Annotated in this window: 21 protein-coding genes; 10 read left to right on the top strand and 11 right to left on the bottom strand. The window is 62.7% G+C overall.

Annotation, left to right across the window (positions count from 1 at the left end):
- Positions 1-37: 37 nt before the first annotated feature.
- The 9 genes from NL154_RS22205 to NL154_RS22165 all read left to right on the top strand — a co-directional run bounded on the left by NL154_RS22205 (position 38) and on the right by NL154_RS22165 (position 12,166).
- Positions 38-1,054, top strand: a complete 1,017-nt coding sequence (locus NL154_RS22205; RefSeq protein WP_210629561.1) for an acyltransferase family protein — start codon at positions 38-40, stop codon at positions 1,052-1,054.
- 312 nt (positions 1,055-1,366) lie between these two features.
- Positions 1,367-2,251 carry a formyltetrahydrofolate deformylase gene (purU, locus tag NL154_RS22200; protein ID WP_210629562.1) on the top strand — a complete coding sequence of 295 codons (885 nt, stop codon included), beginning with the start codon at positions 1,367-1,369 and terminating at the stop codon, positions 2,249-2,251.
- 119 nt (positions 2,252-2,370) lie between these two features.
- Positions 2,371-5,298, top strand: a complete 2,928-nt coding sequence (locus NL154_RS22195) for an aminotransferase (protein WP_434733349.1) — start codon at positions 2,371-2,373, stop codon at positions 5,296-5,298.
- A 521-nt stretch (positions 5,299-5,819) separates the two neighbouring features.
- Positions 5,820-6,014, top strand: coding sequence for a hypothetical protein (locus NL154_RS22190; RefSeq protein WP_003544544.1), 195 nt, complete (start codon positions 5,820-5,822; stop codon positions 6,012-6,014).
- Positions 6,015-6,140: 126 nt separating this feature from the next.
- On the top strand, positions 6,141-7,136 hold the full coding sequence (locus tag NL154_RS22185; RefSeq protein ID WP_210629564.1) for a P1 family peptidase: 996 nt from the start codon (positions 6,141-6,143) through the stop codon (positions 7,134-7,136).
- Between the two features lie 108 nt (positions 7,137-7,244).
- On the top strand, positions 7,245-8,774 hold the full coding sequence (locus NL154_RS22180) for an ABC transporter substrate-binding protein (protein ID WP_210629565.1): 1,530 nt from the start codon (positions 7,245-7,247) through the stop codon (positions 8,772-8,774).
- A gap of 162 nt (positions 8,775-8,936) precedes the next feature.
- Positions 8,937-9,884, top strand: coding sequence for an ABC transporter permease (locus NL154_RS22175; RefSeq protein WP_210629566.1), 948 nt, complete (start codon positions 8,937-8,939; stop codon positions 9,882-9,884).
- Between the two features lie 3 nt (positions 9,885-9,887).
- On the top strand, positions 9,888-10,751 hold the full coding sequence (locus tag NL154_RS22170; protein WP_434733348.1) for an ABC transporter permease: 864 nt from the start codon (positions 9,888-9,890) through the stop codon (positions 10,749-10,751).
- Between the two features lie 23 nt (positions 10,752-10,774).
- Positions 10,775-12,166: an amidase gene (locus NL154_RS22165; protein WP_210631710.1), complete on the top strand. Its 1,392-nt coding sequence runs from the start codon at positions 10,775-10,777 to the stop codon at positions 12,164-12,166.
- Here the strand turns inward: NL154_RS22165 and NL154_RS22160 are convergent.
- From NL154_RS22160 to NL154_RS22150, 3 genes are all read right to left on the bottom strand, one after another.
- A complete protein-coding gene (locus tag NL154_RS22160; RefSeq protein WP_210629568.1) occupies positions 12,163-13,020 on the bottom strand; it encodes an NlpC/P60 family protein in 858 nt (285 codons plus the stop codon). The genes NL154_RS22165 and NL154_RS22160 overlap by 4 nt on opposite strands.
- A gap of 11 nt (positions 13,021-13,031) precedes the next feature.
- Positions 13,032-13,382 (bottom strand): MarR family transcriptional regulator, encoded by a 351-nt coding sequence (locus tag NL154_RS22155; protein WP_011423607.1) that lies wholly within the window; start codon positions 13,380-13,382, stop codon positions 13,032-13,034.
- Positions 13,383-13,555: 173 nt separating this feature from the next.
- The gene (locus tag NL154_RS22150) at positions 13,556-14,947 is read right to left on the bottom strand and encodes a leucyl aminopeptidase family protein (protein ID WP_210629569.1); all 1,392 of its coding nucleotides are present in this window, start codon (positions 14,945-14,947) and stop codon (positions 13,556-13,558) included.
- A gap of 141 nt (positions 14,948-15,088) precedes the next feature.
- On the opposite strand from NL154_RS22150, the gene NL154_RS22145 reads away from it, so the two are divergent.
- A complete protein-coding gene (locus tag NL154_RS22145; protein WP_434733347.1) occupies positions 15,089-15,928 on the top strand; it encodes a tetratricopeptide repeat protein in 840 nt (279 codons plus the stop codon).
- Between the two features lie 44 nt (positions 15,929-15,972).
- Here NL154_RS22145 and NL154_RS22140 read toward each other — a convergent pair whose 3' ends face one another.
- The 8 genes from NL154_RS22140 to cpaB all read right to left on the bottom strand — a co-directional run bounded on the left by NL154_RS22140 (position 15,973) and on the right by cpaB (position 24,623).
- Entirely contained in the window at positions 15,973-16,605 is a 633-nt protein-coding gene (locus NL154_RS22140) for a LysE family translocator (RefSeq protein ID WP_434733346.1), read from the bottom strand.
- A gap of 124 nt (positions 16,606-16,729) precedes the next feature.
- A complete protein-coding gene (locus NL154_RS22135; RefSeq protein ID WP_210629572.1) occupies positions 16,730-17,716 on the bottom strand; it encodes a type II secretion system F family protein in 987 nt (328 codons plus the stop codon).
- A gap of 15 nt (positions 17,717-17,731) precedes the next feature.
- Complete coding sequence (locus NL154_RS22130; RefSeq protein WP_210629573.1) at positions 17,732-18,739, bottom strand: type II secretion system F family protein; 1,008 nt, start codon at positions 18,737-18,739, stop codon at positions 17,732-17,734.
- A gap of 4 nt (positions 18,740-18,743) precedes the next feature.
- Positions 18,744-20,219, bottom strand: a complete 1,476-nt coding sequence (locus tag NL154_RS22125; RefSeq protein ID WP_221147684.1) for a CpaF family protein — start codon at positions 20,217-20,219, stop codon at positions 18,744-18,746.
- A gap of 32 nt (positions 20,220-20,251) precedes the next feature.
- Positions 20,252-21,529 carry an AAA family ATPase gene (locus NL154_RS22120; RefSeq protein ID WP_210629575.1) on the bottom strand — a complete coding sequence of 426 codons (1,278 nt, stop codon included), beginning with the start codon at positions 21,527-21,529 and terminating at the stop codon, positions 20,252-20,254.
- A gap of 14 nt (positions 21,530-21,543) precedes the next feature.
- Positions 21,544-22,302: a CpaD family pilus assembly protein gene (locus NL154_RS22115; protein WP_210629576.1), complete on the bottom strand. Its 759-nt coding sequence runs from the start codon at positions 22,300-22,302 to the stop codon at positions 21,544-21,546.
- A complete protein-coding gene (locus tag NL154_RS22110; protein WP_210629577.1) occupies positions 22,299-23,795 on the bottom strand; it encodes a type II and III secretion system protein family protein in 1,497 nt (498 codons plus the stop codon). Before NL154_RS22110 ends, NL154_RS22115 begins: the two co-directional genes overlap by 4 nt.
- 12 nt (positions 23,796-23,807) lie before the next feature.
- The gene (gene cpaB, locus NL154_RS22105; RefSeq protein ID WP_210629578.1) at positions 23,808-24,623 is read right to left on the bottom strand and encodes a Flp pilus assembly protein CpaB; all 816 of its coding nucleotides are present in this window, start codon (positions 24,621-24,623) and stop codon (positions 23,808-23,810) included.
- Positions 24,624-24,722 lie beyond the last annotated feature (99 nt).

Here is a 24,722-nt window from a genome sequence, read left to right as displayed (position 1 = left end):
AAACCGGCGTCCGCGAGCTCGAGGAGCAAGACATCAGATGCTTGTCCAGCTTCAATATCTGCGCGCGGTTGCGGCGCTGATGGTCGTTTATTTCCATGCAATATTGCAGCTGGCCAAGGTCAATCCCGCCGTCGACGCCACGGCTTTTCTTTATGGCGAAACCGGCGTCGACATCTTCTTCGTGCTCAGCGGCTTCGTGATGTGGCTGACGACGAGCGGGCGGGCGATCCGCCCCATCGATTTCGCCCGCCGCCGCATCAGGAGGATCGTCCCGCTCTACTGGCTGGCAACCTTGTTTTCGGCTGTCGTGGCGCTTGCTGCCCCCTCACTGCTCAAATCCACGGTGTTCGACCTTCCGCATCTCATTGCCTCGCTGCTGTTCCTGCCATGGGCCAATGCCGCCGATCCCGGCACGATCACCCCCGTTGTCGTGCCGGGCTGGACGCTGAATTACGAAATGTTCTTCTATTTCGTGTTTGCACTGCTGCTGCCGCTCTCGGAAACCCGCCGGATTCCGGTGATGTTTGCCGTCTTTGCCGTCATCCTGATTGCCTGCCGGCTGCTTCCGGAATCAACGGCCACCCGGTTCTACGGCGAGCCGATCATGCTGGAATTTCTTGCCGGCGTCGTGCTCGGCTGGCTTTACCGGCAGAAGGTGCTTCTGCCGAACCGCTGGGCATGGGCGGCACTGGCCACGGGTTTTGTGTTCCTCGTCGTCAACGAAGCGCTGATGCCGCCGGAGAGCCGGTTCTACGCCTGGGGCATCCCGGCGATCTTCATCCTCTACGGCGCTGTTTCCATCGACTTTTCCCGTCTGCCGGTTCTGGGATGGCTGAACTATCTCGGCGACTGCTCCTACAGCATCTATATCACCCACGCCTTCACCCTCGCTTTCCTGAGGGTGGCTTCGGACCGCCTGCCGATCGGCATCCTGCAGCAACCGGTGCTCTTCGTGATCCTGGCGCTGGTGCTTTCGTCAATCGGCGGCGCAATCGTCCATGAAATCACCACGCCGCGCCGGAAGGTGGCCGTGGCAGGCAGGCCGCCGGCCTAGATGTGAACCTTCGGATTCAATTTCCGCCCTTCACATGCTTGGTTTCCCGCCTCTCGATGTCGCATATTGCTCATCAGCTTTCAGCGACATGCTTTAATTTCATCCACTGAAGGCGAGAATACACATCCGGACGGCGCTGGCGGTGCGGCGTTGAGCGACTTCTCCTAAGCCGATACGGCCATGAGAGAACTTGCTGGAACGTGATGGTTTATCTTGCAATTTGTCGCATGAATGAAAGTGCGCCGGCCTATTCGCGGCACGGGCTTTGATTTAAGCACGGGCTGCGGCCTCCAAGAGGGAAGAGGGAGAGACATGAGAAGCTATGTATTGACGGTATCCTGCAAATCGACGCGCGGCATCGTTGCGGCGATTTCGAGCTATCTGGCCGACAAAGGCTGCAACATCATCGACTCCAGCCAGTTCGACGACCTCGATACCGGCAGGTTCTTCATGCGCGTCAGCTTCATTTCGGAAGAGGGACTGTCGGGCTCCGCCATCAGCGCCGATTTTGCCGCCGTCGCCGCGCCCTTCGAGATGGATTACGACTTCCACGACAGCGAGAGCCGCATGAAGGTGCTGCTCATGGTGTCGCGCTTCGGCCATTGCCTCAACGACCTGCTCTACCGCTGGAAGATCGGGGCGCTGCCGATCGACATCGTCGGCGTCGTCTCCAACCATTTCGATTACCAGAAGGTCGTCGTCAACCACGACATCCCCTTCCACCACATCAAGGTGACGAAGGAGAACAAGCCGCAGGCCGAGGCCCAGCTCGTCGATCTCGTCGAGCAGACCGGCACCGAGCTGATCGTGCTCGCCCGCTACATGCAGGTCCTCTCCGATCAGCTTTGCAAGCAGATGTCGGGCAGGATCATCAACATCCACCATTCCTTTCTGCCGAGCTTCAAGGGCGCCAACCCTTACAAGCAGGCCTATCAGCGCGGCGTCAAGCTGATCGGCGCCACCGCCCATTACGTCACCGCCGATCTCGACGAAGGCCCGATCATCGAGCAGGACACGGCCCGCATCACCCATGCGCAGTCGCCGGACGACTATGTCTCGATCGGCCGCGACGTCGAAAGCCAGGTGCTGGCCCGCGCTATCCACGCCCATATCCATCATCGCACCTTCATCAACGGCAACCGCACCGTCGTCTTCCCGGCCAGCCCCGGAAGCTACGCCTCCGAACGCATGGGGTGAGTCGGCCGAGGCCGCGCATCTCTTTTGCCGGCAGACAACAATCTCCCGTTGCCTGCCAGCGGCAAGTATTTGATTATCGCGCTTAAGGGGTAATCGAATCATGCTGCGGGAGGGGTGTCATGACCGACGAGGCGCTTGTGGATCGCATGACGCTGCCGCGTCCCGACGTCACCGTTGCTGACGCGGAAGAGATCCTTCTTGCCCATTACAGCCTGTCCGGCACGCTCGCCGAACTCGGCAGCCAGCAGGATCGGAACTACCGCGTCGACAGCGATCGCGGGCGATACGTCCTGAAGATCTGCCATGCCGCCTACGAGGCCCGCGAGCTCGAGGCGCAAAATGCCGCGCTCCATTATCTCAAGAGCCAGCAGGACGCGCCACGCGTTCCGAAGGTTATCGCCACGAATGATGGGCGGGAAATTATCGTCCTTACCGTGCGCGGGCGGGGCTACCAGGTCCGGTTGCTGGAATATCTGGAAGGCCAGGGACTGACGGAGATGAGATATCTGGCGCCGGCTTCCGTCGCGGCGCTTGGCGCGCTCTGCGCGAGGCTGGCGCAGGCGCTTGCCGATTTCGACCATCCCGGCCTCGACCGCAGCCTGCAGTGGGATTTGCGACGCGCCGGGCCTGTCGCCGTACAGCTGCTGTCCGCCATCACCGACAGCGCTGCCCGTGACCGGATTGCCAAAACCATGGTGACGGCCGTTCGCCGCATCCAGCCCCTGGCGCCGTCGCTTCGGCTCCAGGCGGTCCATCACGACGTCACCGGCGACAATGTCGTCGGCCATCGCGACGCCCATGGCCACACGATCCCCGACGGGGTGATCGATTTCGGCGACATCATCCGCGGCTGGCTGGTCGGCGACCTCGCCGTCACCTGCGCTTCGCTGCTGCATCAGGCGAATGGCGATCCCTTTCACATCCTGCCCGCCGTCACCGCCTATCAGGCGATCTATCCGCTGAGCGACGAGGAGCTGAAGGCGCTCTGGCCGCTGATCGTCGCGCGCGCGGTCATCCTCGTTGCCAGCAGCGAACAGCAGATGTCGATCGATCCCGATAATGATTATGTCCGTGGCAATCTCGACCGCGAGCGGGCGATCTTCGATACGGTGATGTCGGTTCCGTTCGAACTCATGGAAGCTGCGATCCTCAAGGCGGCCGGCGCGGATGTCGCCGCTCCGCCGCCATCGGCATGGCTGCCCTTGCTGCCCGATATCGATCCCGCCACGATCGCCTATGTCGACCTTGGCGTGCGGAGCGCGCATTTTTCCGCCGGCAACTGGCTGAGCGCCGATATGGACTGGCGGCTGCTTGCCCGGGCCGCAAGCGAAAACGGCACGGCGGCGACGCGCTATGGTGAATATCGGCTTTCCCGCGCTGCCCTTGGAAACGCGAGGGCACAGGCGACCTTCGCCCTGCATGTCGACATCTGCCTTGCCGCAGGAAGTGCGGTCGCAGCGCCCTTTGCCGGCCGTATCGGCTGGAAGGACCAGCATCTGACACTGACGGACGACAGCACGACCCTGCATCTCGACGGACTCGACCCTTTGGTCGAGAATGGCGCCGTGCTTGCCGCTGGCGATCCGCTTGGTTCTGTTTTCGGTGAAGTGTCGTCACTTGGCGGCCTGCGCCTCCAGCTCTGCAGCATCGCGGGTCTTGAACCCCCGCTCTTTGCCATGCCGCGCGAGGCGGCGGCCTGGTCGGTGCTCTGCCCTTCGCCTTCATCCCTTCTCTGCCCGGGAGCGGATGCGCCGCAACCGGAGACCGGAGAACTGCTCGCCAAGCGGCAGACCTATCTCGCAAGTGCGCAGAAGAACTATTATGCCGCGCCGCCGCAGATCGAGCGCGGCTGGAGGGAATATCTGTTCGATGTCGAGGGCCGCGCCTATCTCGACATGGTCAACAATGTCACGATCCTCGGCCACGGCCATCCCAGGCTGGCGGCGGCAATCAGTGCCCAATGGCTGCGGCTCAATACGAATTCACGCTTCCACTATGCGGCGATTGCGGAGTTTTCCGAACGTCTCGCGGCGCTCGCGCCGGAGGGCCTCGACGCGGTCTTCCTCGTCAACAGCGGCTCTGAGGCGAACGATCTGGCGATTCGGCTGGCGCAGGCCCATAGCGGCGCCCGCAACATGCTCTGCCTGCTCGAAGCCTATCATGGCTGGTCGGCGGCGAGCGATGCCGTCTCCACGTCGATCGCCGACAATCCGCTGGCGCTGACCACCCGACCGGATTGGGTGCATACGGCCGTTTCGCCGAATACCTATCGCGGCGCGTTTCGCGGACCCGACACAGCGGCGAGCTATCTGGCCGCCGTCAAGCCGACGCTCGCGACGATCGACGCCGGCGGCCAGGGCCTCGCCGGCTTCATCTGCGAATCGGTCTACGGCAATGCCGGCGGCATTTCGTTGCCCGAAGGGTATCTGAAGGAGATCTATACCGAGGTGCGCGCCCGCGGCGGGCTCTGCATCGCCGATGAGGTGCAGGTCGGTTACGGCCGGCTCGGCCATTATTTCTGGGGCTTCGAGCAGCAGGGGGTCGTGCCCGATATCATCACCATCGCCAAGGGCATGGGCAATGGCCACCCGCTCGGCGCCGTCATCACCACACGGGAGATTGCGCAGTCGCTGGAGAAGGAGGGACCTTTCTTCTCCTCCACCGGCGGCAGCCCGGTCAGCTGCGTCGCCGGCATGACGGTGCTCGATATCATGGCTGAGGAGAAGCTGCAGGAAAATGCCCGCACGGTCGGCGATCATCTGAAGGCGCGGCTTGCCGTGCTGATCGACCGGCACGCGATCGCCGGCGCCGTCCATGGGATGGGTCTCTATCTCGGCCTGGAATTCGTCCGCGACAGAACGACGCTGGAGCCGGCGACGGAAGAGACGGCAGCGATCTGCGACCGGCTTCTCGACCTCGGCATCATCATGCAGCCAACCGGCGATCACCAAAATGTGCTGAAGATCAAACCGCCGCTCTGCGTCAGTCTCGAAAGCGCGGATTTCTTCGCAGACATGCTGGAAAAGGTGCTCCAGGAAGGCTGGTGATCCATGCTTTCGGGCGTTAACCAAATCGGTGATTTCGAGGCATCTCGATTTTTAACGACAAGGCCCATTGCCGGAATCAGACAGACTTCCTATTTCTGCTGCGGCGATCGAACGAGTTTCGATTCTGTCATGCGAATTTTACGAAGAGCTGATATGTTTCTTTCTGTAAGTTCGGGCCAGGATGGAATGAATTTTTTCGGATCGTCGATATTTTGACACGTTTCGGAATATGTTTCCGACAGGCTGTCGGATAATCTCTACTAAGTTAGTAGATATTGAACGCAGCCATCACCGGCCCCGGGCTCTTCCGGGACCATCGAGCGCAACGCCAACGAAAGGAACGAGACATGACAGACATCGAAATTCTCGCCACTCTCCTTGGGCGATCTGTGCTTGGCAATGACCGTCCGGGCGCCCTCTCCCGCCCGAACTGTCGAATGTGACATTCGTCCTCCTTTTAACGGTACCAGACAAGTCAATTCGCCATGGCTGCGCATGCCCGCGCGGCAGGAGTTCTATCTATGAAGAAGCAAGTTATCGAATATGCAGGCGTTCCCGTCGGCATCGTTATCCCCGACGAAGATCGGCTGAAGTTCATCGCCGTGAAATTCCATGTCCACGACCTCGACGAGCAGCGGTTCGGTTCGCCCGACGAGGTGCGGCTGGCCATCCACGACCTGATGACCCGCCGTCATCCGAAGCCGCTTCATGCCTGACGGCATGCGGCCGTTACCGACTTTCGCGGCTCTTCTGATGTGACCGGTCCTGCCAAAAGGGCCGGTCTTGTTTTTTGAGGGCAATTGCAGTCCTATCGGCCGGATCAGCGCCACCAGGATCAGCCCTTGCCCGATCTTCTCAATCTGCTCACCGACATCGAAGGCGTTTCCGTCGGCCATGCGACCGACCTCTCGCTGGGATCCGGCGTCACGGTCATCGTCTTCGACGAGCCGGCGGTCGCCTCCGGCACGGTGCTCGGCGGCGCGCCGGGCGGACGCGATACCGGCCTGCTCGACCCGTCGATGACCGTCAGTACCGTCGATGCCTTTGTGTTCTCGGGCGGCTCGGCCTTCGGGCTCGATGCGGCCGGGGGCGTGCAGGCCGGCTTGCGCGAAGCCGGCCGCGGCTTTGCAGTCGGGCCGGTCAAGATTCCGATCGTGCCGCAAGCGATCCTGATGGACCTGCTGAACGGCGGCGACAAGGATTGGGGTCTTCACTCCCCCTATCGTGAGATGGGTTATGCGGCATTGAAGACCGCGACGAAGGGCGTATTTGCGCTCGGCACCGCCGGCGCCGGCACCGGGGCGACGACGGCCACTTTCAAGGGCGGGCTCGGCTCGGCCAGTGCCGTCAGCAGCGCCGGCCATCGCGTCGCTGCGATCGTCGCCGTCAATGCGCTCGGTTCGGCAACGATCGGTGACGGGCCGCATTTCTGGGCGGCGCCCTTCGAGAAGGACGGCGAATTTGGCGGGCTCGGTATGCCTGCGACCACCGATCACAGGATACGGCTCAAGGGGATGAGCACGCCGGCAACGACGATCGGCGCTGTCGTCACCGACGCGCAGCTGACGAAGGCGGAAGCGCATCGGCTTTCACTTGCCGGTCATGACGGCCTTGCCCGAGCGCTGCTGCCGGCACACCTGCCGCTCGACGGCGATACCGTCTTTGCCGCGTCGACCGTCAAACATCCAAGAAACGACATGGCAAGCCTGATGGAACTTTGCCACCTCGCCACCATCGTCATGGCGCGGGCAATCGCGCGCGGCGTCTATATGGCGAGCGCCCTTCCGGCCGAGGGCGGGCAAATAGCATGGCAAGACCGCTATCCCCAGGGCCGTTGATTGAATAGGGTCGCAACCTGGTGAAATGGCGGAGACACGCGAATGCAGATCCTGGCGCTGAAGTATTTTCGACGAGCTGGTGGGGACCGAATCATGCCGGGTGATGTGATGAACAAGGTTTCGTTTGCGTCTTCGGCGCGCTGCATCAAGCGGCTTTCCCTCGGTGCTGCGTTGTCGGCCGGTCTCGTAGTGACAGCAATGACACCGGCGGAAGCGGCCAAGACCGCCCTCAATCTCGGCATGAGCGTCGAACCAACAGGCCTCGACCCGACGATCGCCGCACCGGTCGCGATCGGCCAGCTCACCTGGCAGAATGTGTTCGAGGGGCTGGTGACGATCGATCAGACCGGCAAGGTCCAGCCGCAGCTGGCGAAAAGCTGGGAAATCTCGGGCGATGGCCTGACCTATATGTTCAAGCTGCGGACCGGCGTCAAATTCCATGACGGCGAGGCCTTCGATGCCGCCGCCGCCAAATTTGCCCTCGACCGCGCCCGCGGTACGGATTCGGTTAATCCGCAAAAACGCTTCTTCGCCTCGATTGCCTCGATCGATACGCCGGATGCCGAAACGCTGGTGCTGCATCTCACGGCCCCGACCGGCAGCCTGATCTATTGGCTCGCCTGGCCGGCATCTGTCATGGTCGCCCCGAAGACGGCCGACAACGACAAGGTCATGCCGATCGGCACCGGTCCCTTCAAGTTCGCCAGCTGGACGAAGGGCGACAGGGTCGAACTCGTCAGGAATGGCGACTACTGGAACAAGGATGCGTCTGCCAAGCTCGACAAGGTGACCTTCCGCTTCATCGCCGATCCGCAGGCGCAGGCAGCCGCCCTGAAATCCGGCGATCTCGATGCCTTTCCGGAATTTGCCGCACCCGAGCTGATGAGTTCCTTCGACGGCGATGCCAGGCTCATCACCAAGGTCGGCAATACCGAACTCAAGGTCGTCGCCGGCATGAACAATGCCAGGAAGCCCTTTGACGACAAGCGCGTCCGCCAGGCGCTGATGATGGCGATCGACCGCCAGACGGTGATCGACGGGGCGTGGTCCGGCCTCGGCACGCCGATCGGCAGCCACTACACGCCGAACGATCCGGGCTACAAGGACATGACCGGCGTGCTGCCCTATGATGTCGAAAAGGCAAAGGCACTGCTGACTGAGGCCGGCTACCCCAACGGCTTCACGTTCACGATCAAATCGCCGCAGATGGCCTATGCGCCGCGCAGCGCCCAGGTGATGCAGGCGATGTTTGCCGAAATTGGCGTGACGATGAACATCGAACCGACCGAGTTTCCGGCGAAATGGGTGCAGGACGTCATGAAGGATCGCAACTTCGACATGACGATCGTCGCCCACGCCGAACCGCTCGACATCGACATCTACGCACGCGATCCCTATTATTTCAACTACAGGAACCCGGCCTTCGATGCGCTGATGAAGAAGGTCCAGGAGACCGCGGATCCCGCCACCCAAAATGCGGTTTACGGCGAAGCGCAAAAGATCCTCGCCGAGGACGTACCGGCGCTCTACCTCTTCGTCATGCCGAAACTCGGCGTCTGGGACAGGAAGCTGAAGGGGTTGTGGGAGAACGAGCCGATTCCGTCGAATGTGCTCTCGGGGGTTTATTGGGAGGAGTGAGCGAGCGGGTTCGGGCGGATTGAGAGGCACGATGAGCAAGGCGAAGCGGGACAGCGATACGCTCAATGCAGGCCGCAGCCCTCGCCATCCCTCATTCCTGTCACAAGCTTGGCGCCGAGGCTACAACGTACTCCCAAAAGCCAACTCGAAAGCGTGGCATGCATGATCGCGCTTCTCCTTCGCCGCTTCACCGGCCTCATCCTCACCCTCGTCATCGTCTCTCTGCTGATCTTCACCGTCATGGATCTGCTGCCCGGCGATCCAGCCTCGATCATGCTTGGCACCTCGGCAAGCCCGGAAACGCTGGCAGCGCTGCGTCACGAGCTCGGCCTCGACCAGCCGCTCGTCCTGCGCTACGGCCAATGGCTGGCCGGCCTCCTGTCCGGCAACCTCGGCAATTCCCTGACCTACGGCGTTCCCGTTGCCGGACTGATCGTCGAGCGGCTGGCGGTGACGCTGCCGCTGGCGCTGATGGCAATGGTGCTTTCGATGGCGATCGCCCTGCCGCTTGGCGTTCTGGCCGCCTCGCGCCGCGGCCGCGTTTTCGACACGATCGCAACATTGTTTTCGCAGATCAGCATCGCCGTGCCCGCCTTCTGGGTGGCGCTGCTGTTGATCATCCTGTTTTCGACGATGCTCGGGCTGATGCCGGCCGGCGGCTTCCCGGGGTGGGGCGCCGGTCTTCTGCCGGCATTGCAGGCGCTCGTCATGCCGGCCGTCGCGCTGGCGATGCCGCAGGCGGGCGTGTTGACACGCGTCGCACGTTCGGCGGTTCTCGAGACGATGCATGAGGATTTTGCCCGCACCGCGGTGGCCAAGGGGCTGTCAAGCAGTGCGGTGCTGTGGCGGCATATCGTGCCGAATGCGCTGATCCCGGTTCTGACGATGATCGGACTGCAGTTCACCTTTCTGGTCGCCGGCGCGGTGCTGGTGGAAAACGTCTTCAACCTGCCGGGGCTCGGGAGGCTTGCGCTTCAGGCACTCTCCCAGCGCGATGTCATCGTCATGCAGGATGTCGTGCTGTTCTTCGCGGGCTTGGTCATCGTGGTGAATTTCGTCGTCGATCTCTCCTATGTGGCGATCGACCCCAGAATCAGAAAGGCGGTTTGAAACATGGCCCATATCGTATCCTCCGCCTTTGCCCGCCGCCGAAGGACTGACAGACTTAGCCGGCGAATGAACCTCATCGCGGGCACGGTCATCATTGGCCTGCTGGTCGCCGTTGCGCTGCTGTCGCTCGTCTGGACGCCCTTGCCGCCGGCGAAGATGCAGATCATCCATAAACTGCAGCCGCCGCTTGCCTTCGGCCTGCTCGGCACGGATCAGTTCGGCCGCGACGTGGCGTCGATGCTGATGGCTGGATGCCGGAACTCTTTGTCGATTGCCATCACCGCGGTTGCGATCGGCGGGACGCTCGGCTCGATATCAGGCATCTCCGCCGCGGCGATCCGCGGTCCAGCCGAAACGCTGCTGATGCGCATCTGCGACGTCATCTTCGCCTTGCCACCGATCCTGTCGGCGATGGTGCTCGGCGCCTTTCTCGGGCCGGGGCGCTTCACCGCGATCACCGCGATCGCCGTCTTCATGATTCCGGTCTTTGCGCGGGTGACGCTGGCAACCTCGCTGCAGGCCTGGAGCCGCGATTATGTGACGGCGGCGCGCGCGATCGGCAATACGCGCCTGACCATTTCACTGCGCCATGTGCTGCCGAATATCATCAGCCAGATCATCGTGCATGGGACAATCCAGCTCGGTCTGGCGATCCTGACCGAGGCCGGTCTCAGCTTTCTCGGGCTCGGCATGGCGCCGCCAGCGCCGACATGGGGCCGGATGCTTGCAGATGCGCAAACCTATCTGGCGCTGGCCCCCTGGCTCGCGATCCTGCCCGGCCTTGCCATCGCGCTCACCGTCCTCGGCTTCAACATGCTCGGCGACGGCTTGCGCGATCTTCTCGATCCACGCGAGGCGAGCCGCTGATGTCCCTCCGAAACAAAACGCCTATGGCCGAAACCGATCTTACAATCCGTGAACTCAGGCGACGCTTCGCCGATAAGAGCCTCTCGCCGCTCGAATACTGGCTCTCCCTCGAAGACCATATCGCCGCCTGGGAGCCGTCCATATCAGCACTCTACCTCTACGACCCAGAGGCGGCGCGCGTGCAAGCGAAAGCTTCGACGGAGCGCTGGGCGAAGGGACAAACGCTGGGCAGGCTCGACGGCATCCCGGTCACGCTGAAAGAACTGCTCGCGACGAAGGGCCAGCCGGTGCCGCTCGGCTCCAGGGCGGTGGAACTGAAGCCGGCGGAGGCCGACGCGCCGGCTGCAGCGCGGCTGCGCGAGGACGGCGCGGTGATCTTCGCCAAGACCACCTGTCCCGATTACGGCATGCTTTCCTCCGGCCTGTCGAGCTTTCATCCTCTCAGCCGCAATCCCTGGAACATCGCGCAAAATCCCGGCGGATCGAGCGCCGGCGCCGCGGCCGCGGCCGCGGCCGGTTACGGGCCGCTGCACATCGGCACGGATATTGGCGGTTCGGTGCGGCTTCCTGCCGGCTGGACCGGCACCTTCGGCTTCAAGCCGAGCCACGGGCGCATTCCGGCCGATCCCTATTATGTCGGGCGCTGTCTCGGCCCGATGACGCGCACCGTCGAGGACGCCGCTTTTTCCATGGCGACGCTGTCACGGCCCGACTGGCGTGACGGGACCAGCCTGCCGCCCAACGATTTCGACTGGATGGATTTCGTTGTCGACATGTCAGGCATGAAGATCGGCCTAATGCTCGATGCCGGCTGCGGGTTTGCTGTCGATGATGAGATCAGGGTCGCGGTCGAATCGGCGGCGAAACGTTTCGAGAAGGCCGGCGCGACCATCGTCTGCGTTCAACCGGTGCTGACGCGCGCGATGCTTGACGGGCTCGACACGTTCTGGCGCGCCCGCCTGTGGAGCGATATCGCAGGGCTGGACGAAGAGCGGCGCGACAGCATCCTGCCCTATATCCGGGAATGGGCCAAGGCCGGCGCCGATATCAATGGCGTCGATGCCGTCAGGGGCTTCAATCAGACGATCGAAATGCGCAGGAGCTGCGGACGGCTGTTCACCTCGGTCGACGCCCTGCTTTCGCCGACCAACCCGATCGTCTCCTATCCGGCCGAATGGGCATCGCCGACCAACGATCCGGCGAGGCCGTTCGAACATATCGCCTTCACCGTGCCGTGGAACATGTCGGAGCAGCCGGCCGCGTCGATCAATTGCGGCTTCTCCCGTTCGGGCATGCCGATCGGGCTTCAGATCGTTGGGCCGCGTTTCGACGACATGCGGGTGCTGAGACTGTCGAAAGCTTTCGAGGATTGGACCGGCGGCGTGAGATCCTGGCCGCAGCGACCGATCACTTAGCTAAACGGGCGGCGATAGCCGGTCGGCCGTTGGTACAGCGAGCCGATGCGCTCGACGGCCGCCTCGAAGTTCTCCCGCGCCACCGTCATGCTGTGGCCATTGGCGTGGAGAATGGTTTGGGAATCTTCGAAAATGGCGACGTGGCCCTTCCAGAACACCAGGTCGCCGCGGCGAATTTCGGAGCGGTCGATCGGTTCGCCGAGTCCGGCCGCCTGCATGTCGGTATCACGCGGCGCCAGTCTGCCGGTCATCAGCATCGCCAGCTGGACGAGGCCGGAGCAATCGATGCCAAGGCCGGATCGGCCGCCCCAAAGATAGGGTGTTTCGAGGAAACGGGCGGCGATACCGACATAATCGGCACCCTCGAGAGCGCCGATCGGCTGCACGTGCCTGGCGAAGATCGCCGTGCCGTCCGTCAGCACGACATAGTGATTGCCGCGCACCTCCGCCTCGCCTACGACGTGAACGCGGCTTCCCATCGACAAGATGGCCTGATGCGGTTTGCGCAGTTCCGGCTCCGGATAAAGGAAGGTGCGCGGCACGGTGACGATGTGAGTCGGCGCCGGCCCTGTTTGGGAGAGCGCCTCTGCCTCGAGATAACCGACATAGCCGTCGGAGGCAGCTTTTACCCAGCACCAGCCGTCGGCGCGATCGAAAACGGTCACCTCCTCGCCGAGGAGCAGTTCCGTATCGATGCCGCGGGCAAGTTCCGGCTCAGGGCGCAGGGCGGCGACGGGAAGGGCAACGCGCGCTGCGGCGCCTTCGACGAAGCGCGACGCCTCCACCTTGCCCTGGAGCCCCGCTTCCGCGAGATCCGGCCGATAGGCATGCAGGCGGCGGTCGAGCATCGTCATTCGTGTTCCCTTCAGATCGGCAGCCGGCGGCCCTGATCCCGGACGAGATCGCCGAGCTTTTCCAGGTAAAGCGCACCGCCGACGGTACGTTTGATGATCACATTGCGGCGATCGGCATCGTCGCGCACGCGATCAACCAGGCCCATCTCACCCATCGTATCCAAGGCGCGGGTAATGACCGGCTTGGTGACATTGAGTGTGGCGGCAAGCCCGCGCACCGTGTGGGGCGGCGGCACGAGGTAAATATGCAGCAGGATCGCCATCTGGCGCAATGTCAAATCGCGGTCGTCATGGCGAACCTGATCGAGCGCCACGCCATGCCAGAGCCCCAGCGCCTGCGAGGCGGTCAGTTCGATCGGCACGGCCCCTCCGGAAAATCGTTACGCTAGCGTTTCATTTTCCGGCAGTTGCAACGGACATGCAAGAGGTGGCGGGAACTGCCGCCCGGCAGGGTGAATAAAATTTTAACGATCGGCCGCGAGACGCAGCGCGGGACGGCGGTCATGCGATGCGCCTTAGCATTATCCGGGCGGCGTCAGCGCAGGCTGGTGCGGATATGATGGAAGAGCGCGCGGATTGCCTGTGCTTCGCCGCCGCCCGGCGAATGTGGCCGTTCGGACGGAGCCCAGCCGTAAATGTCGAAATGTGCCCAGCTCTTGGACTTGCTGACGAAACGCTTTAGGAAAAGCGCGGCGGTGATCGATCCCGCCATCCCGCCGGCCGGGGCATTGGTCAGGTCGGCGAATTTGGCGCGGACATCCTTTTCATAGCCGGCATAGAGCGGCAGACGCCAGATCGGATCGTCCGTCTCCAGGCTTGCTTCGGTCAGGTCATGGGCCAGATTGGCATCATCGGTGAAGAAGGGCGGAAGATCCGGACCGAGGGCAACGCGGGCAGCCCCTGTCAGCGTCGCCATGTCGATCAAGAGTTCGGGCTCTTCCTCGTCGGCATAGGCCAGCGCGTCGGCCAGGATCAAACGGCCTTCGGCGTCGGTATTGTCGATCTGAACGGTCAGGCCCTTTCGGCTTCGGTAAATGTCGCCGGGGCGAAAGGCATTGGAGGAGATGGCGTTTTCGACGACCGGGATAATGACGCGCAGATCGACCTTCAGCTTGGCGTCCATGATCATCAGGGCGAGTCCCATGACATTCGCGGCGCCGCCCATGTCCTTCTTCATCAGCAGCATCGAGGCGGCAGGCTTGATATCGAGACCGCCGGTATCGAAGCAGACGCCCTTGCCGACGAGCGTCACCTTGCGATGACCCTTTTTGCCCCAGCGCAGCTCAAGAAGGCGCGGCGCGTCGGCGCTGGCGCGGCCCACGGTGTGAACCAGCGGGAAATTCTGGGTGAGCAGTTCATCGCCCGTGATGACCGACAGTTCCGCCTTGTAATGTCCGGCCAGGGCACGGAAAGCGGCCTCGAGCTGGTCCGGCCCCATATCGTTCGTCGGCGTATTGATGAGGTCGCGAGCAAGAAAGACGCCGGCGAGCTGGCGCTTGATATCGGCGCCGTCGGCATCGCGGGGGATCATCAAGGTCGCTGCCGGCGATTTTTCCGATTTGTAGCGATCGAAACGGTAGCTGCCGAGCCCGAAGCCAAGGGCCAGCCGGTTTGCCGTCAGCGGCGCGGTCTCGATGTGCCATTCGCCGGCGGGCAGCGCACGGGCCAGCCTGCCGGTGATGTAGGGCTGTTCCGACGGGTTGGTGCCCAGGCCGAAAAGCGCGCCGCCGAGATGGCCATCGGCCGTCGGGATCAGCAGGAGCGAGCCGCTTTCGGCCTTGTAGCCCGCCTTGCGCGCCCAATCGAGCGCGATCGGATCGATCGTGCCGGTCTCGATATGGGCAGGGGTGACGGCAAAGATCGGCAGCGTCAAGCCGCCCTTCGTGTTGAAAGGAGTCGGTCTTTCGATGAACTGATAGGGGGCCATGATTGTCCTTCGGCGGTCGCCAGGAATCGTTCCTTAACGGTCTGTTAGGGTTAACAGACTATTGCTGGAGCGAAGATTGCGTCAAACCTTTCCCTGTTCCGCTTCGAGGTCAGGCGCCGATTTCGGAATCAGGAACGCAACATGCCTGCCTCGCGCATCACCATTTCCCTAAATCGCATCCTGCAGGGCGCAGCAGCATCGCTGATCATCCTCGCGCTTGCCGGCTGCTCGACGACGGCCAAGGACCGGATGACGACAGGCTCGGTGCCGAAGCTTACCAAACCGGTCGAGGAATTGGATTCGACCGAACTGCGCTCGGCGACGGACCGAATCGGCCAGGCCTATGAGAAGAACCCGCGGGATCCCGTCAACGGCGTCAACTACGCCAACCTGCTGCGCATGAGCGGCCGCGACGCTCAGGCGCTCGCCGTCATGCAGCAGGTGGCGATCGCCAACCCGGGCGACCGCAACGTGCTGGCCGCCTATGGCAAGGCGCAGGCGGCGGCTGGGCAGTTCCAGCAGGCGCTCGACACGATCGGCCGCGCCCAGACACCGGATCGCCCCGACTGGAGGCTGATCTCGGCCGAAGGCGCAATCCTCGACCAGATGGGCCGGGCAAGCGAGGCCCGGCAGCGCTACCGCGACGCACTCGACATTCAGCCGAACGAACCTTCCATCCTGTCCAACCTCGGCATGTCCTACGTGCTGACCGGCGATCTGCGCACGGCCGAAACCTATCTGCGCTCCGCCGCCGGCCAGCCGACCGCCGACAGCCGCGTCCGGCAGAATCTTGCCCTCGTCGTCGGCCTGCAAGGGCGTTTTGCGGAAGCGGAACAGATCGCGCGGCGGGAGCTTTCACCGCAGCAGGCCGATGCCAATGTCGCCTATCTCAGGGGCATGCTCTCGCAACAGAATTCCTGGCAGAAGCTCGCCGCCAAGGACAAGACGCCGGGCGCAGCCGATGGCAGCAACACCAACTGACCTCGTCATTTTTTGCCGGATGACCAGGCCCCTCTCCGCCTGATCTACCTGACGCTGAGGCCCGAAAGAATGAGCCGCAGACCAAGGCCGCCCATCACCGCACTGGCGGCGCGGTCGATCCAGCCCTTGGCATGGAGATAGAGCCGCCGCGGGTGGCGGGCCGAAAAGGCGAGCGCCACGATCGAATACCACCCCGCCTCCACCGCGAACACGCCGACCGGCAGCCCGACGAGGAGATCGAGCGGCACCGTCCTCGGCAGAAGCGCCGCAAAGAGGCTGGCGTAGACGATGATGGTCTTCGGGTTGCTGAGCTGCGTCAGCAATGCGGTCATGAAGCTGCGCATGGGCGCACGATGGCCATGGACGGCATCGGAAAGCTCGATCGGCTTTGCGGCGCCTCTCCAGATATTGACGGCGATGTAGAGAAGATAAGCCCCGCCCGCCACCTTGAGCAGCACATAAAGCCATTCGAATTGCGACAGCAACGCCGTCAGGCCGGCGAGCGCCAGGCCGGCGAAAACGACGCCGCCGGCGCCCATGCCGAATGCCGCCGCAAGTCCATCCAGCCGCGAACGCGAGATGGCAATCCTGGAGACGACGACGAAGCTCGGGCCGGGGCTCATCGCGCCGACGGCCAAGGCTGCCATGATGCTGATGAAAATGCCTGCGGAAGACATCGGAACCTCTTTCGGAATCGGATAGCGCTGGGAAAGCGGCGGTCACTTCCGTGCTCCCGACCGCCTCATCCTGTTTATCAGCTATGCCAGCGTCGGTCACGCGGGTCGAAGTGGCCCCTGCGGTTCAGAATCTATCCGCCACCTGGATGCCGGCCGGGCCGAGAATGACGGCGATCAGCACCGGCAGGAAAAACAGGATCATCGGCACCGTCAGTTTCGGCGGCAGGGCGGCCGCCTTCTTTTCCGCTTCGTTCATCCGCTCGTCGCGTCCTTCCTGGGCCAGAACGCGCAGGGCCTGTGCAACCGGCGTGCCGTAGCGGTCCGCCTGGATCAGCGCCTGGGTCACCGAACGCACCAGCTCGAGCTGCGTACGTGCGGCGAGATTATCGAGCGCCACGCGGCGATCCGGCAGGAAGGAGAGTTCGGCGGTGGTCAACACCATCTCCTCGGCAAGCGGCGGCGACTGCTCGCCGAGCTCCTCCGACACGCGACGCATCGCCGCCTCCATCGAGACGCCGGATTCGACGCAGATCAGCATCAGATCCAGCGCATCCGGCCAGGCGCGCTTGATCGAGTGCTGACGCTTGCTCATGCGGTTGGAGATATAGATATTCGGCGCGTAAAAGCCGAGATAGGCGATGCCGATGACGGCGAGCATACGCATGGGCATGCCGCGACCAGCAAGGCCGCCGAGACCGAAGACCCAGAAGGCGGCAAGTGCGAGGAAGAGAAATGGCAGCAGGAAGCGCGCGACCAGAAAGGTATTCAGCGCATTTTCCGAGCGAAAACCGGCGGCGCGCAGCTTGTTGACCGTGTTTTCGTCGACGAGCGCCTTGCGCAGGTTGAAACGTTCGACGATCTGGCGGACCGAGCGGTTGTTCTGGTTCCTGAGCGAAGCCTTGCCGGCGCCCGGTTCCATGTTCAAGCGGGCGCGTTCGCGGGCGCGGATCTGCTCGCGCTCGGTCGAGACAGCTTTCATGCGCTTGTTGAGATCGCCGCGCTCGAAGAAGGGGATGGCGATCGTGTAAAAAGTCGCGAAGACGGCGATCGCGACGAAAACAGCGATCAGCATGCTCGGATTGGTCAGCGTTGCGGCAAGATCCTGCGACATGGTGCTTCTCTCCCGCTAGATGTCGAAATTGACCATGTTGCGCATGACGAGGATGCCGATCGACATCCAGACCGCCGAGGCGCCCATGATGAAATGGCCGCGCGGATCGGTGAAAAGGACGATCATGTAGTTCGGCGACGTGAGGTAAACGAGGGTCGCGACGATAAAGGGCAGAGCACCAATGATGACGGCGGACGCCTTGGCTTCCATCGACAGCGCCGAGACCTTGGCCTTCATCTTCCTGCGCTCGCGCAGCACCTTTGACAGGTTGCCGATCGCTTCGGAGAGATTGCCGCCGGCCTGCGACTGGATGGCGATGACGATCGCGAAGAAGTTGACTTCCTGCAGCGGCATTTGGAGTGTCATGCGGGCGCAAGCGTCGGGAATGCTGAGGCCAACTTGCTGGGCTTCGATCACCCGGCGGAATTCGCTCTTCACCGGCTCGGTGCCTTCGGTGGCGATGAGGCGGATCGCATCGTTGAGCGGCAATCCCGATTTGATCGAACGGGTGATGACATCGAGCGCATTGGGGAACTCGTTGAGGAACTTGTTCTGGCGGCGCTTGATCAGGAAACCAATGACCCAACGCGGCAGACCGAGTCCGGCGACGAAAGCGATGCCGACCATGACCAGCCACGACGCGCCGATGATAAAGGCCATGAACAGCAGCACCGAAGCGAAAATGGCGCTGAAGAGATAGAACTGCGTCAGCGTGACCGTCAGCCCGGCCTGCACCAGCCGCGATTTCATCGACAGGGTCTTCTTGGTCTTTTCGTTCTGGCGCTTTTCCAGATCCTTCAGGTTGTCCTGCACCGATTTGCGCCGCTTCGACATCTCCTGCACCCGGTCGCGGGCAGCCTTGACCTTGGCACGGTCGACCTCGGCCGATTTGACACGGTTGATGCGGCTTGCCGATTTCTTGTCGGCCTCGATCCGGGAAAACAGCAGGGCATAGGCGACCGCCGCGGCGGAGACAGCGGCGAGGACGACGATTGCCAGGACTACCGGATCGAATCCGAACATCACCCTATTCCTTCGATTTCGCTTCCATTGCGTCGAGGGCGGCGGCCAGGCGCTTTTCCTCGTTGAAGTAACGAGCCCGATCCCAGAAATGCGGTTTGCCGACGCCGGTCGACATGTGCCGGCCGACCAGTCGGCCGCCAGCATCCTCGCCTTCGATCTCGTAGCGCATCAGATCCTGGGTGATGATGACGTCGCCTTCCATGCCGATCACTTCGGTGATCTGGGTGATGCGGCGCGAACCGTCGCGCAGGCGCGCTGCCTGGATGATGATATCGACGGAGGTGGAGATAATCTCGCGGACCGTCTTTGCCGGCAGCGAGAAGCCGCCCATGGCGATCATCGATTCGATACGGCTCAGGCATTCGCGCGGCGTGTTGGCATGGATCGTGCCCATCGAGCCGTCGTGACCGGTGTTCATCGCCTGCAGCAAGTCGAAGACTTCAGGTCCGCGCACTTCGCCGACGATGATGCGTTCTGGACGCATGCGCAGGCAGTTCTTGACGAGGTCGCGCATGGTGATCTCGCCCTCGCCTTCGATATTCGGCGGGCGCGTTTCGAGACGCACGACATGCGGCTGCTGCAGCTGCAGTTCGGCCGTGTCCTCGCAGGTGATGACGCGCTCGTCCCGGTCGATGTAGTTGGTGAGGCAGTTCAGCAGGGTCGTTTTGCCCGAGCCCGTGCCGCCCGAGATGATGACGTTGCAGCGCACGCGGCCGATAATCTGCAGCACGGTCGCGCCTTCCGGCGTGATCGCGCCGAAACGGACGAGCTGGTCGAGCGTCAGCTTGTCCTTCTTGAACTTGCGGATGGTCAGCGCCGGCCCGTCAATCGACAGCGGCGGCGCGATGACGTTGACGCGCGAGCCATCGGGCAGGCGCGCGTCGCAGATCGGGCTCGATTCATCGACGCGGCGGCCGACCTGGCTGACAATGCGCTGGCAGATGGAGAGAAGCTGCGCATTGTCACGGAAGCGGATTTCCGATTCGATCGTCTTGCCGCCGACTTCGATGAAGGTCTGGCCGGCGCCGTTGACCATGATGTCGGCGATGTCGTCGCGCGCGAGCAACGGCTCCAGCGGACCGTAGCCCAGAACGTCATTGCAGATATCCTCGAGCAGTTCTTCCTGCTCGGAGATCGACATCGCGAAGTTCTTGATGGTGATGATGTCGTTGACGATGTCGCGGATTTCCTCGCGCGCGCTTTCGCCATCGAGCTTGGAAAGCTGCGAGAGATCGATCGTGTCGATCAGCGCGGAAAAGACCTGCTGCTTGGTATCATAATATTCGTCGGTGCGAACCGGTCGCTTGCGCTGCGGCGCCTGCATCGGCGGCGGCATCACCTGCTGGCGCGCGGGTTCGCGCTGGGGTTCGACGAGGACGGCAGGAGAAGAGGCCACGGGGGCGGCGGCCGGGGCCGGCGGCGGAGGAGCAATCGCGCCTCCGGCCTTTCCGAAACCATCGTTTCCGCGTTTTCCAAACATGCCGCTTAATCCGATCTCTTCATTCTGGTCACCTACTTCCGCTTCAGGAGGCCGAGCAGGCCGCCCTTCTTCGCCTTCTTGATGGCGACCCGGCCGGTGACGATGTGCGATATCTGCGAAAAGGTTTCGGCCGTCGGCGACTTCGGATCGACTTCCGAGATCATCCGGCCGCTGTTGGCGGCGTTGCCGAAGAGGTTGATGTCAAAGGGAATGATCGCGATCGGATCGACCTCCAGCGGCTCACAGAAATCCGACGGCGATATCTCCGGGCGTTTCGGCATGCCGACCTGATTGAGGATCAGATGCGGCGGCTTGTCGTTCGGCCGCATCTTGCGCAGCGCGTCCAGCATGTTTTTGGTGTTGCGCAGGTTGGCAAGGTCGGGAACCGCCGTGATGACCACCTCGTCGACGCTCGCCAGAACCGAGCGCGTCCATTCCGACCAGGCATGCGGGACGTCTAGCACGGTGACGGGCGCACTGCGCTGCAGGACATCGAGCACCGGCTGGAAGGCCTGGCCATCGAAATCATAGGCGCGGTCGAGCAGCGAGGGTGCGGCAAGGAGGGAAAGGTGCTCGGAGCATTTCGTCAGCAAGCGGTCGAGAAAGACCTCGTCGAGCCGATCGGGCGCAAAGACCGCTTCGGCGATGCCTTGCGCCGGATCCTGATCGAAGTCGATATTGGCTGTGCCATAGGGCAGGTCGAGATCGGCGAGGATCGTCTCGGTGGAGAAAAGATTGGAAATGCCGAAAGCGCAATTATGCGCGATGGTCGAGGCGCCGGTGCCGCCTTTCGAGCCGATGAAGGCGATGCTGCGCCCGAGCGGCTCGGCTTCCGGATCAACGAAGATCGAGGCCATCGCCGTCAGAATGTCGGGCATGGCGACCGGCTGAACCATATATTCGGAAATGCCGTTGCGGATGAGTTCGCGATAAAGCCCGATATCATTGTAGTAGCCGACGATCACGACCTTGGTGCTGGGGTCGCAGACGGCGGCGAGCGGCGCAAGTTCGTCGAGCAGGCTTCCGGAATTGGCTTTGGTCTCGAGGATGATCAGGTTCGGCGTCGGCGCTGCGGCGAACATATTGGCGGCAGCGGCTATGCCGCCGCTGGTGATGCGCATGCTCACCTTCGCCATGCGCCGGTCGTTGGCGCAGCGTTCCATCACATGCTGCAGGGGCTCGCTCTCGCAGAAGGCGTGAACGGAGATGCGCGGCAATGGCCGCATATTTTCCAGATCCGCCATCCGCACCGCCTCTTCGGCGTGACGAAGTTCGCTGGGGTTCCTGATTTCGTATTCGATCGCGCTCATCGTCCCGTTCCGCCTCAGAAGCTGCTGTCGCTGCCGGCAACATCCTCGATCGTCGTTGTCGTCGTCCGGTATTCCTGTATTGCGTTGTTGCGCCGCTGTGCATCGATCGGGGTCATGCCGCGGGGCGCCACCAGGTCCTCCGGATTAGCGATCTGGGCAGCGAGGTTGTTCTGCGAGGCGCAGCCAAAATTATAATAGTTCTGGTTGGCGAGATCGTTCGAGATATCCTTCGGCCACTGGCCGCATTGCGTGGTGATCGCGGTCGTGCCGGTAAAGCTCAGCCGGATCGGCGCGGCATCGCCGGCGCCGGCAGCGGCATAGGAGGTATTGATGATTTTCGAACTTGCGATCCCTCTTGTCGTCAGCTCGGCACGAACTTGGTTGCGCAGCTGATGTGCGGCTGCGGAATTGGGCGAACCTTCCGGCGACAGGACATAAACCGGCCCCGAGGCGCGTGAAATGTAGTTGGCGGCAAAGCCGCGGATGAGATCACGCTGGGCGATGGTCAGGCGGCGGTCGGTCGAGGCGACGGGTATATCCACCGTCTGCTCCGCCTCCGTGACGATGATCGGATGGCGGGCGCGGTAGTCGTCAGGAATCCCGCCTGTCGTCAGCTGGTCATGCGGACCGGCGCATCCGGACAGGATCGCCAGCGACATGACCGCCGCGGTAAAAAGCGCCCTGGAGCAACCGAGGCGGTGTGTCGTCGCATTCATCTGGGCCATCGCCTGATCTCTGTTCTGTGCCATTGCTGCCGATCGTGCCCCGCTCATTTGTAGATGAACCCGATCGAGCCGTGGAACTGCGCGTCGGCCACGGGCGCCTCGCGGCCGCCATAGACCTTGTTCACACGGTTGAGGAAGAAGGTTGCACCGTCATTCTCAGGGCTGAAATTATCATCCGGCCGGTTGAGCTGGTTCCGCGCCACCGGGCGCACCAGATAGGGTGTCGCGATGATGACAAGTTCGGTTTCCTGACGTTCGAAACCCTTCTGGCGGAAGAGCGTGCCGAGCAGCGGGATCTTGGAGACGCCGGGTGTGCCGCCCATCGTCTGGGAAACATTGTCGCGGATGAGGCCCGCCAGAGCGATCGAGCCGCCAGAGGGCAGTTCCACCGAGGTCTCCGCCGAACGCCGCTGATAGGTGGCGTTGCCGCTGCCGGCCACCGGCTCGGAGACGTTCGTCTTGATCTCCAGGCTGATGCGTCCAGACGACAGCACGACCGGTTTGAAGGCAAGATTGATGCCGTAGTTGAAGGGAACGACCGTGACGTTGCCGTCATTGTCGGTCGTCGAATAAAGCTGCTGGCCGCCGGAATTGAAGGTTGCCGCCTGGCCGGATATCGCCGTCAACGTCGGCTCCGCAAGCGTCCTGACGACCTTGGCCTGCTCCAGCGCATTGAGATAAGTCGAAATATCGTATTTGCCGATCGAGCTCTTGAAGAGCGCCGCCAGGCCGCCGCCGACGGTGGCTGTGGCGCTGTCGGCGCTCGGAGTGCCAAGCTGAGCGACCGTCATGCCGGAGGAACTGGAGACGAGGTTGTCGAAGCCGAGCTGCTTCAGCACCTCGCGGCGAACCTCGGCGATCGTCACCTTGAGGGTGACCTGGTCCTCGCCCTGGATCTGCAGGAGGTTGACGACCTGCGACGTCTGGCGGCCTTCGGCAAAGAGCGCCACCGAGCTGTCGCCGCCGGTGCCGGAGGCCGTCTCGGTTCTCGTCGTCGCTTCGCCGCCCTTCAGGAAGACCTGCGCCAGATCGGCCGCCTGCGTCGCATCCTGCGGGGTGCGCACGGTGCCGGTCAGCACGATATTGTCGGAGACGATTTCGACTTTGATGTTGGAGTCGGGAATGAAACGGCGGAGATTGGTTTCAAGGCCGGAGACGTCGCGCTCGATCTCGATGTCGAGATTGACGACCTCCTGCCCGCCGGCGCCGAAGACAAAGATATTCGTCTGGCCGACCTTCTTGCCGAACAGGTAGATGCGCCGGGAAGTGCGGGTAACGGCATCGGCCATTGTCGGATCGGAGACCAGGATATCATGGGCATCCTCCGGCAGGTCGACGACGACGGCCTTGTTCAGCCCGAGCTTCAGCCGGCGATGGGCGTCGGGGCCGGTCTGCGAGATGCGGACAAGGCTTTCAGCGGCACGCGCCTCACGGACAGCGAAAAGCGGCCCGAAAGAGGCCGGCGCCATGCCGGTCGCGCCGACTGCCAGCGAAAGGCAGCCTGTCAGGAGAAGTTTGGCGCGCCGCGTTGAATTACCCATTTGCACGTCCTTTTACTCCGCCTTCGGCGCTGCGCCGGCATCCGTCACGATGGAGCCCGACTTGATGACCTGAATGATCGCGCTGCCGTTGTCGCCGCTCAGCAGATAGTCTGCCGCACTGGTATCCTGCTCCTGCGCATCGGCGACCGAGCGCAGAGCGAGCGAAAGCCGGTCAGCCATCTGTTGGGCAACGGCGAGAACTTTCGTCTGGTCCGGGGTCAGCTCGAGCGTTGCGGTCGTGCCGACCACCGTCTTCGAACCATCGTCCTTTTCCTGGATCTGCTGGTCGATGGCGAGAACGCGCACATTGCTCAGCACGGTTTCGGTGATCAGCTTGTTGGCCTCGGTACCCTTGCGGACCATGATGACATCGACGCGATCGTTCGGCAGGATGAAACCGCCAGCGCCCGTTGCCACAGAGATCTCGGTCGCGACGGCGCGTTTGCCGGCCGGCAACAGCGAGGACAGGATGCGGCTGCTGGAATCGGCGACCTTTTCAGGCCGGATCGGCTCGCCTTCGAAGATCGGCAGACGCACGACGGCGCCCTGCAGGTCCTTGATCGCGTCCGGCTTGTCAGCCTCGGTGATGAAGCCCTGGACCACGCCGCCCTGCGGCCAGGGCATCCAGTGCACCGATTTCTCATCGAGCCTTGCCCCGACCGGCAGATTGCCGCTCGAAACGAGGATGTTGACGGTGGGTTCTTTCTTGATAACCGACTGCACCTGGGTGACGACGCCACCGCTGCCGGCCATGCGCATTGCCAGGAGCCCGGCTAGGCCGGCTGCCACCACGGCGACAGCGAGAATTATAAGGCGGGCCGGTTTCATCGATCATTCCTCAGGGCACGATATGTTCGCCCTGCAGAATGCTCAGGAATTGGTGTAATTATGGTTAATGGAATGCTTACATTTTAAGTTAACGGGCAT

The sequence above is a fragment of the Rhizobium sp. YTUHZ044 genome, assembly GCF_051123975.1.
Lineage (GTDB): Bacteria > Pseudomonadota > Alphaproteobacteria > Rhizobiales > Rhizobiaceae > Rhizobium.
This window is presented reverse-complemented; position numbering and strand designations above follow the sequence as displayed.

Coding starts and splice junctions, on each gene's coding strand:
- NL154_RS22205 (WP_210629561.1), top strand. CDS start 38: ATGCTTGTCCAGCTTCAATATCTGCGCGCGGTTGCGGCGCTGATGGTC.
- purU (WP_210629562.1), top strand. CDS start 1,367: ATGAGAAGCTATGTATTGACGGTATCCTGCAAATCGACGCGCGGCATC.
- NL154_RS22195 (WP_434733349.1), top strand. CDS start 2,371: ATGACCGACGAGGCGCTTGTGGATCGCATGACGCTGCCGCGTCCCGAC.
- NL154_RS22190 (WP_003544544.1), top strand. CDS start 5,820: ATGAAGAAGCAAGTTATCGAATATGCAGGCGTTCCCGTCGGCATCGTT.
- NL154_RS22180 (WP_210629565.1), top strand. CDS start 7,245: ATGAACAAGGTTTCGTTTGCGTCTTCGGCGCGCTGCATCAAGCGGCTT.
- NL154_RS22175 (WP_210629566.1), top strand. CDS start 8,937: ATGATCGCGCTTCTCCTTCGCCGCTTCACCGGCCTCATCCTCACCCTC.
- NL154_RS22170 (WP_434733348.1), top strand. CDS start 9,888: ATGGCCCATATCGTATCCTCCGCCTTTGCCCGCCGCCGAAGGACTGAC.
- NL154_RS22165 (WP_210631710.1), top strand. CDS start 10,775: ATGGCCGAAACCGATCTTACAATCCGTGAACTCAGGCGACGCTTCGCC.
- NL154_RS22160 (WP_210629568.1), bottom strand. CDS start 13,020: ATGACGATGCTCGACCGCCGCCTGCATGCCTATCGGCCGGATCTCGCG.
- NL154_RS22150 (WP_210629569.1), bottom strand. CDS start 14,947: ATGGCCCCCTATCAGTTCATCGAAAGACCGACTCCTTTCAACACGAAG.
- NL154_RS22145 (WP_434733347.1), top strand. CDS start 15,089: ATGCCTGCCTCGCGCATCACCATTTCCCTAAATCGCATCCTGCAGGGC.
- NL154_RS22140 (WP_434733346.1), bottom strand. CDS start 16,605: ATGTCTTCCGCAGGCATTTTCATCAGCATCATGGCAGCCTTGGCCGTC.
- NL154_RS22135 (WP_210629572.1), bottom strand. CDS start 17,716: ATGTCGCAGGATCTTGCCGCAACGCTGACCAATCCGAGCATGCTGATC.
- NL154_RS22130 (WP_210629573.1), bottom strand. CDS start 18,739: ATGTTCGGATTCGATCCGGTAGTCCTGGCAATCGTCGTCCTCGCCGCT.
- NL154_RS22125 (WP_221147684.1), bottom strand. CDS start 20,219: ATGTTTGGAAAACGCGGAAACGATGGTTTCGGAAAGGCCGGAGGCGCG.
- NL154_RS22120 (WP_210629575.1), bottom strand. CDS start 21,529: ATGAGCGCGATCGAATACGAAATCAGGAACCCCAGCGAACTTCGTCAC.
- NL154_RS22115 (WP_210629576.1), bottom strand. CDS start 22,302: ATGAGCGGGGCACGATCGGCAGCAATGGCACAGAACAGAGATCAGGCG.
- NL154_RS22110 (WP_210629577.1), bottom strand. CDS start 23,795: ATGGGTAATTCAACGCGGCGCGCCAAACTTCTCCTGACAGGCTGCCTT.
- cpaB (WP_210629578.1), bottom strand. CDS start 24,623: ATGAAACCGGCCCGCCTTATAATTCTCGCTGTCGCCGTGGTGGCAGCC.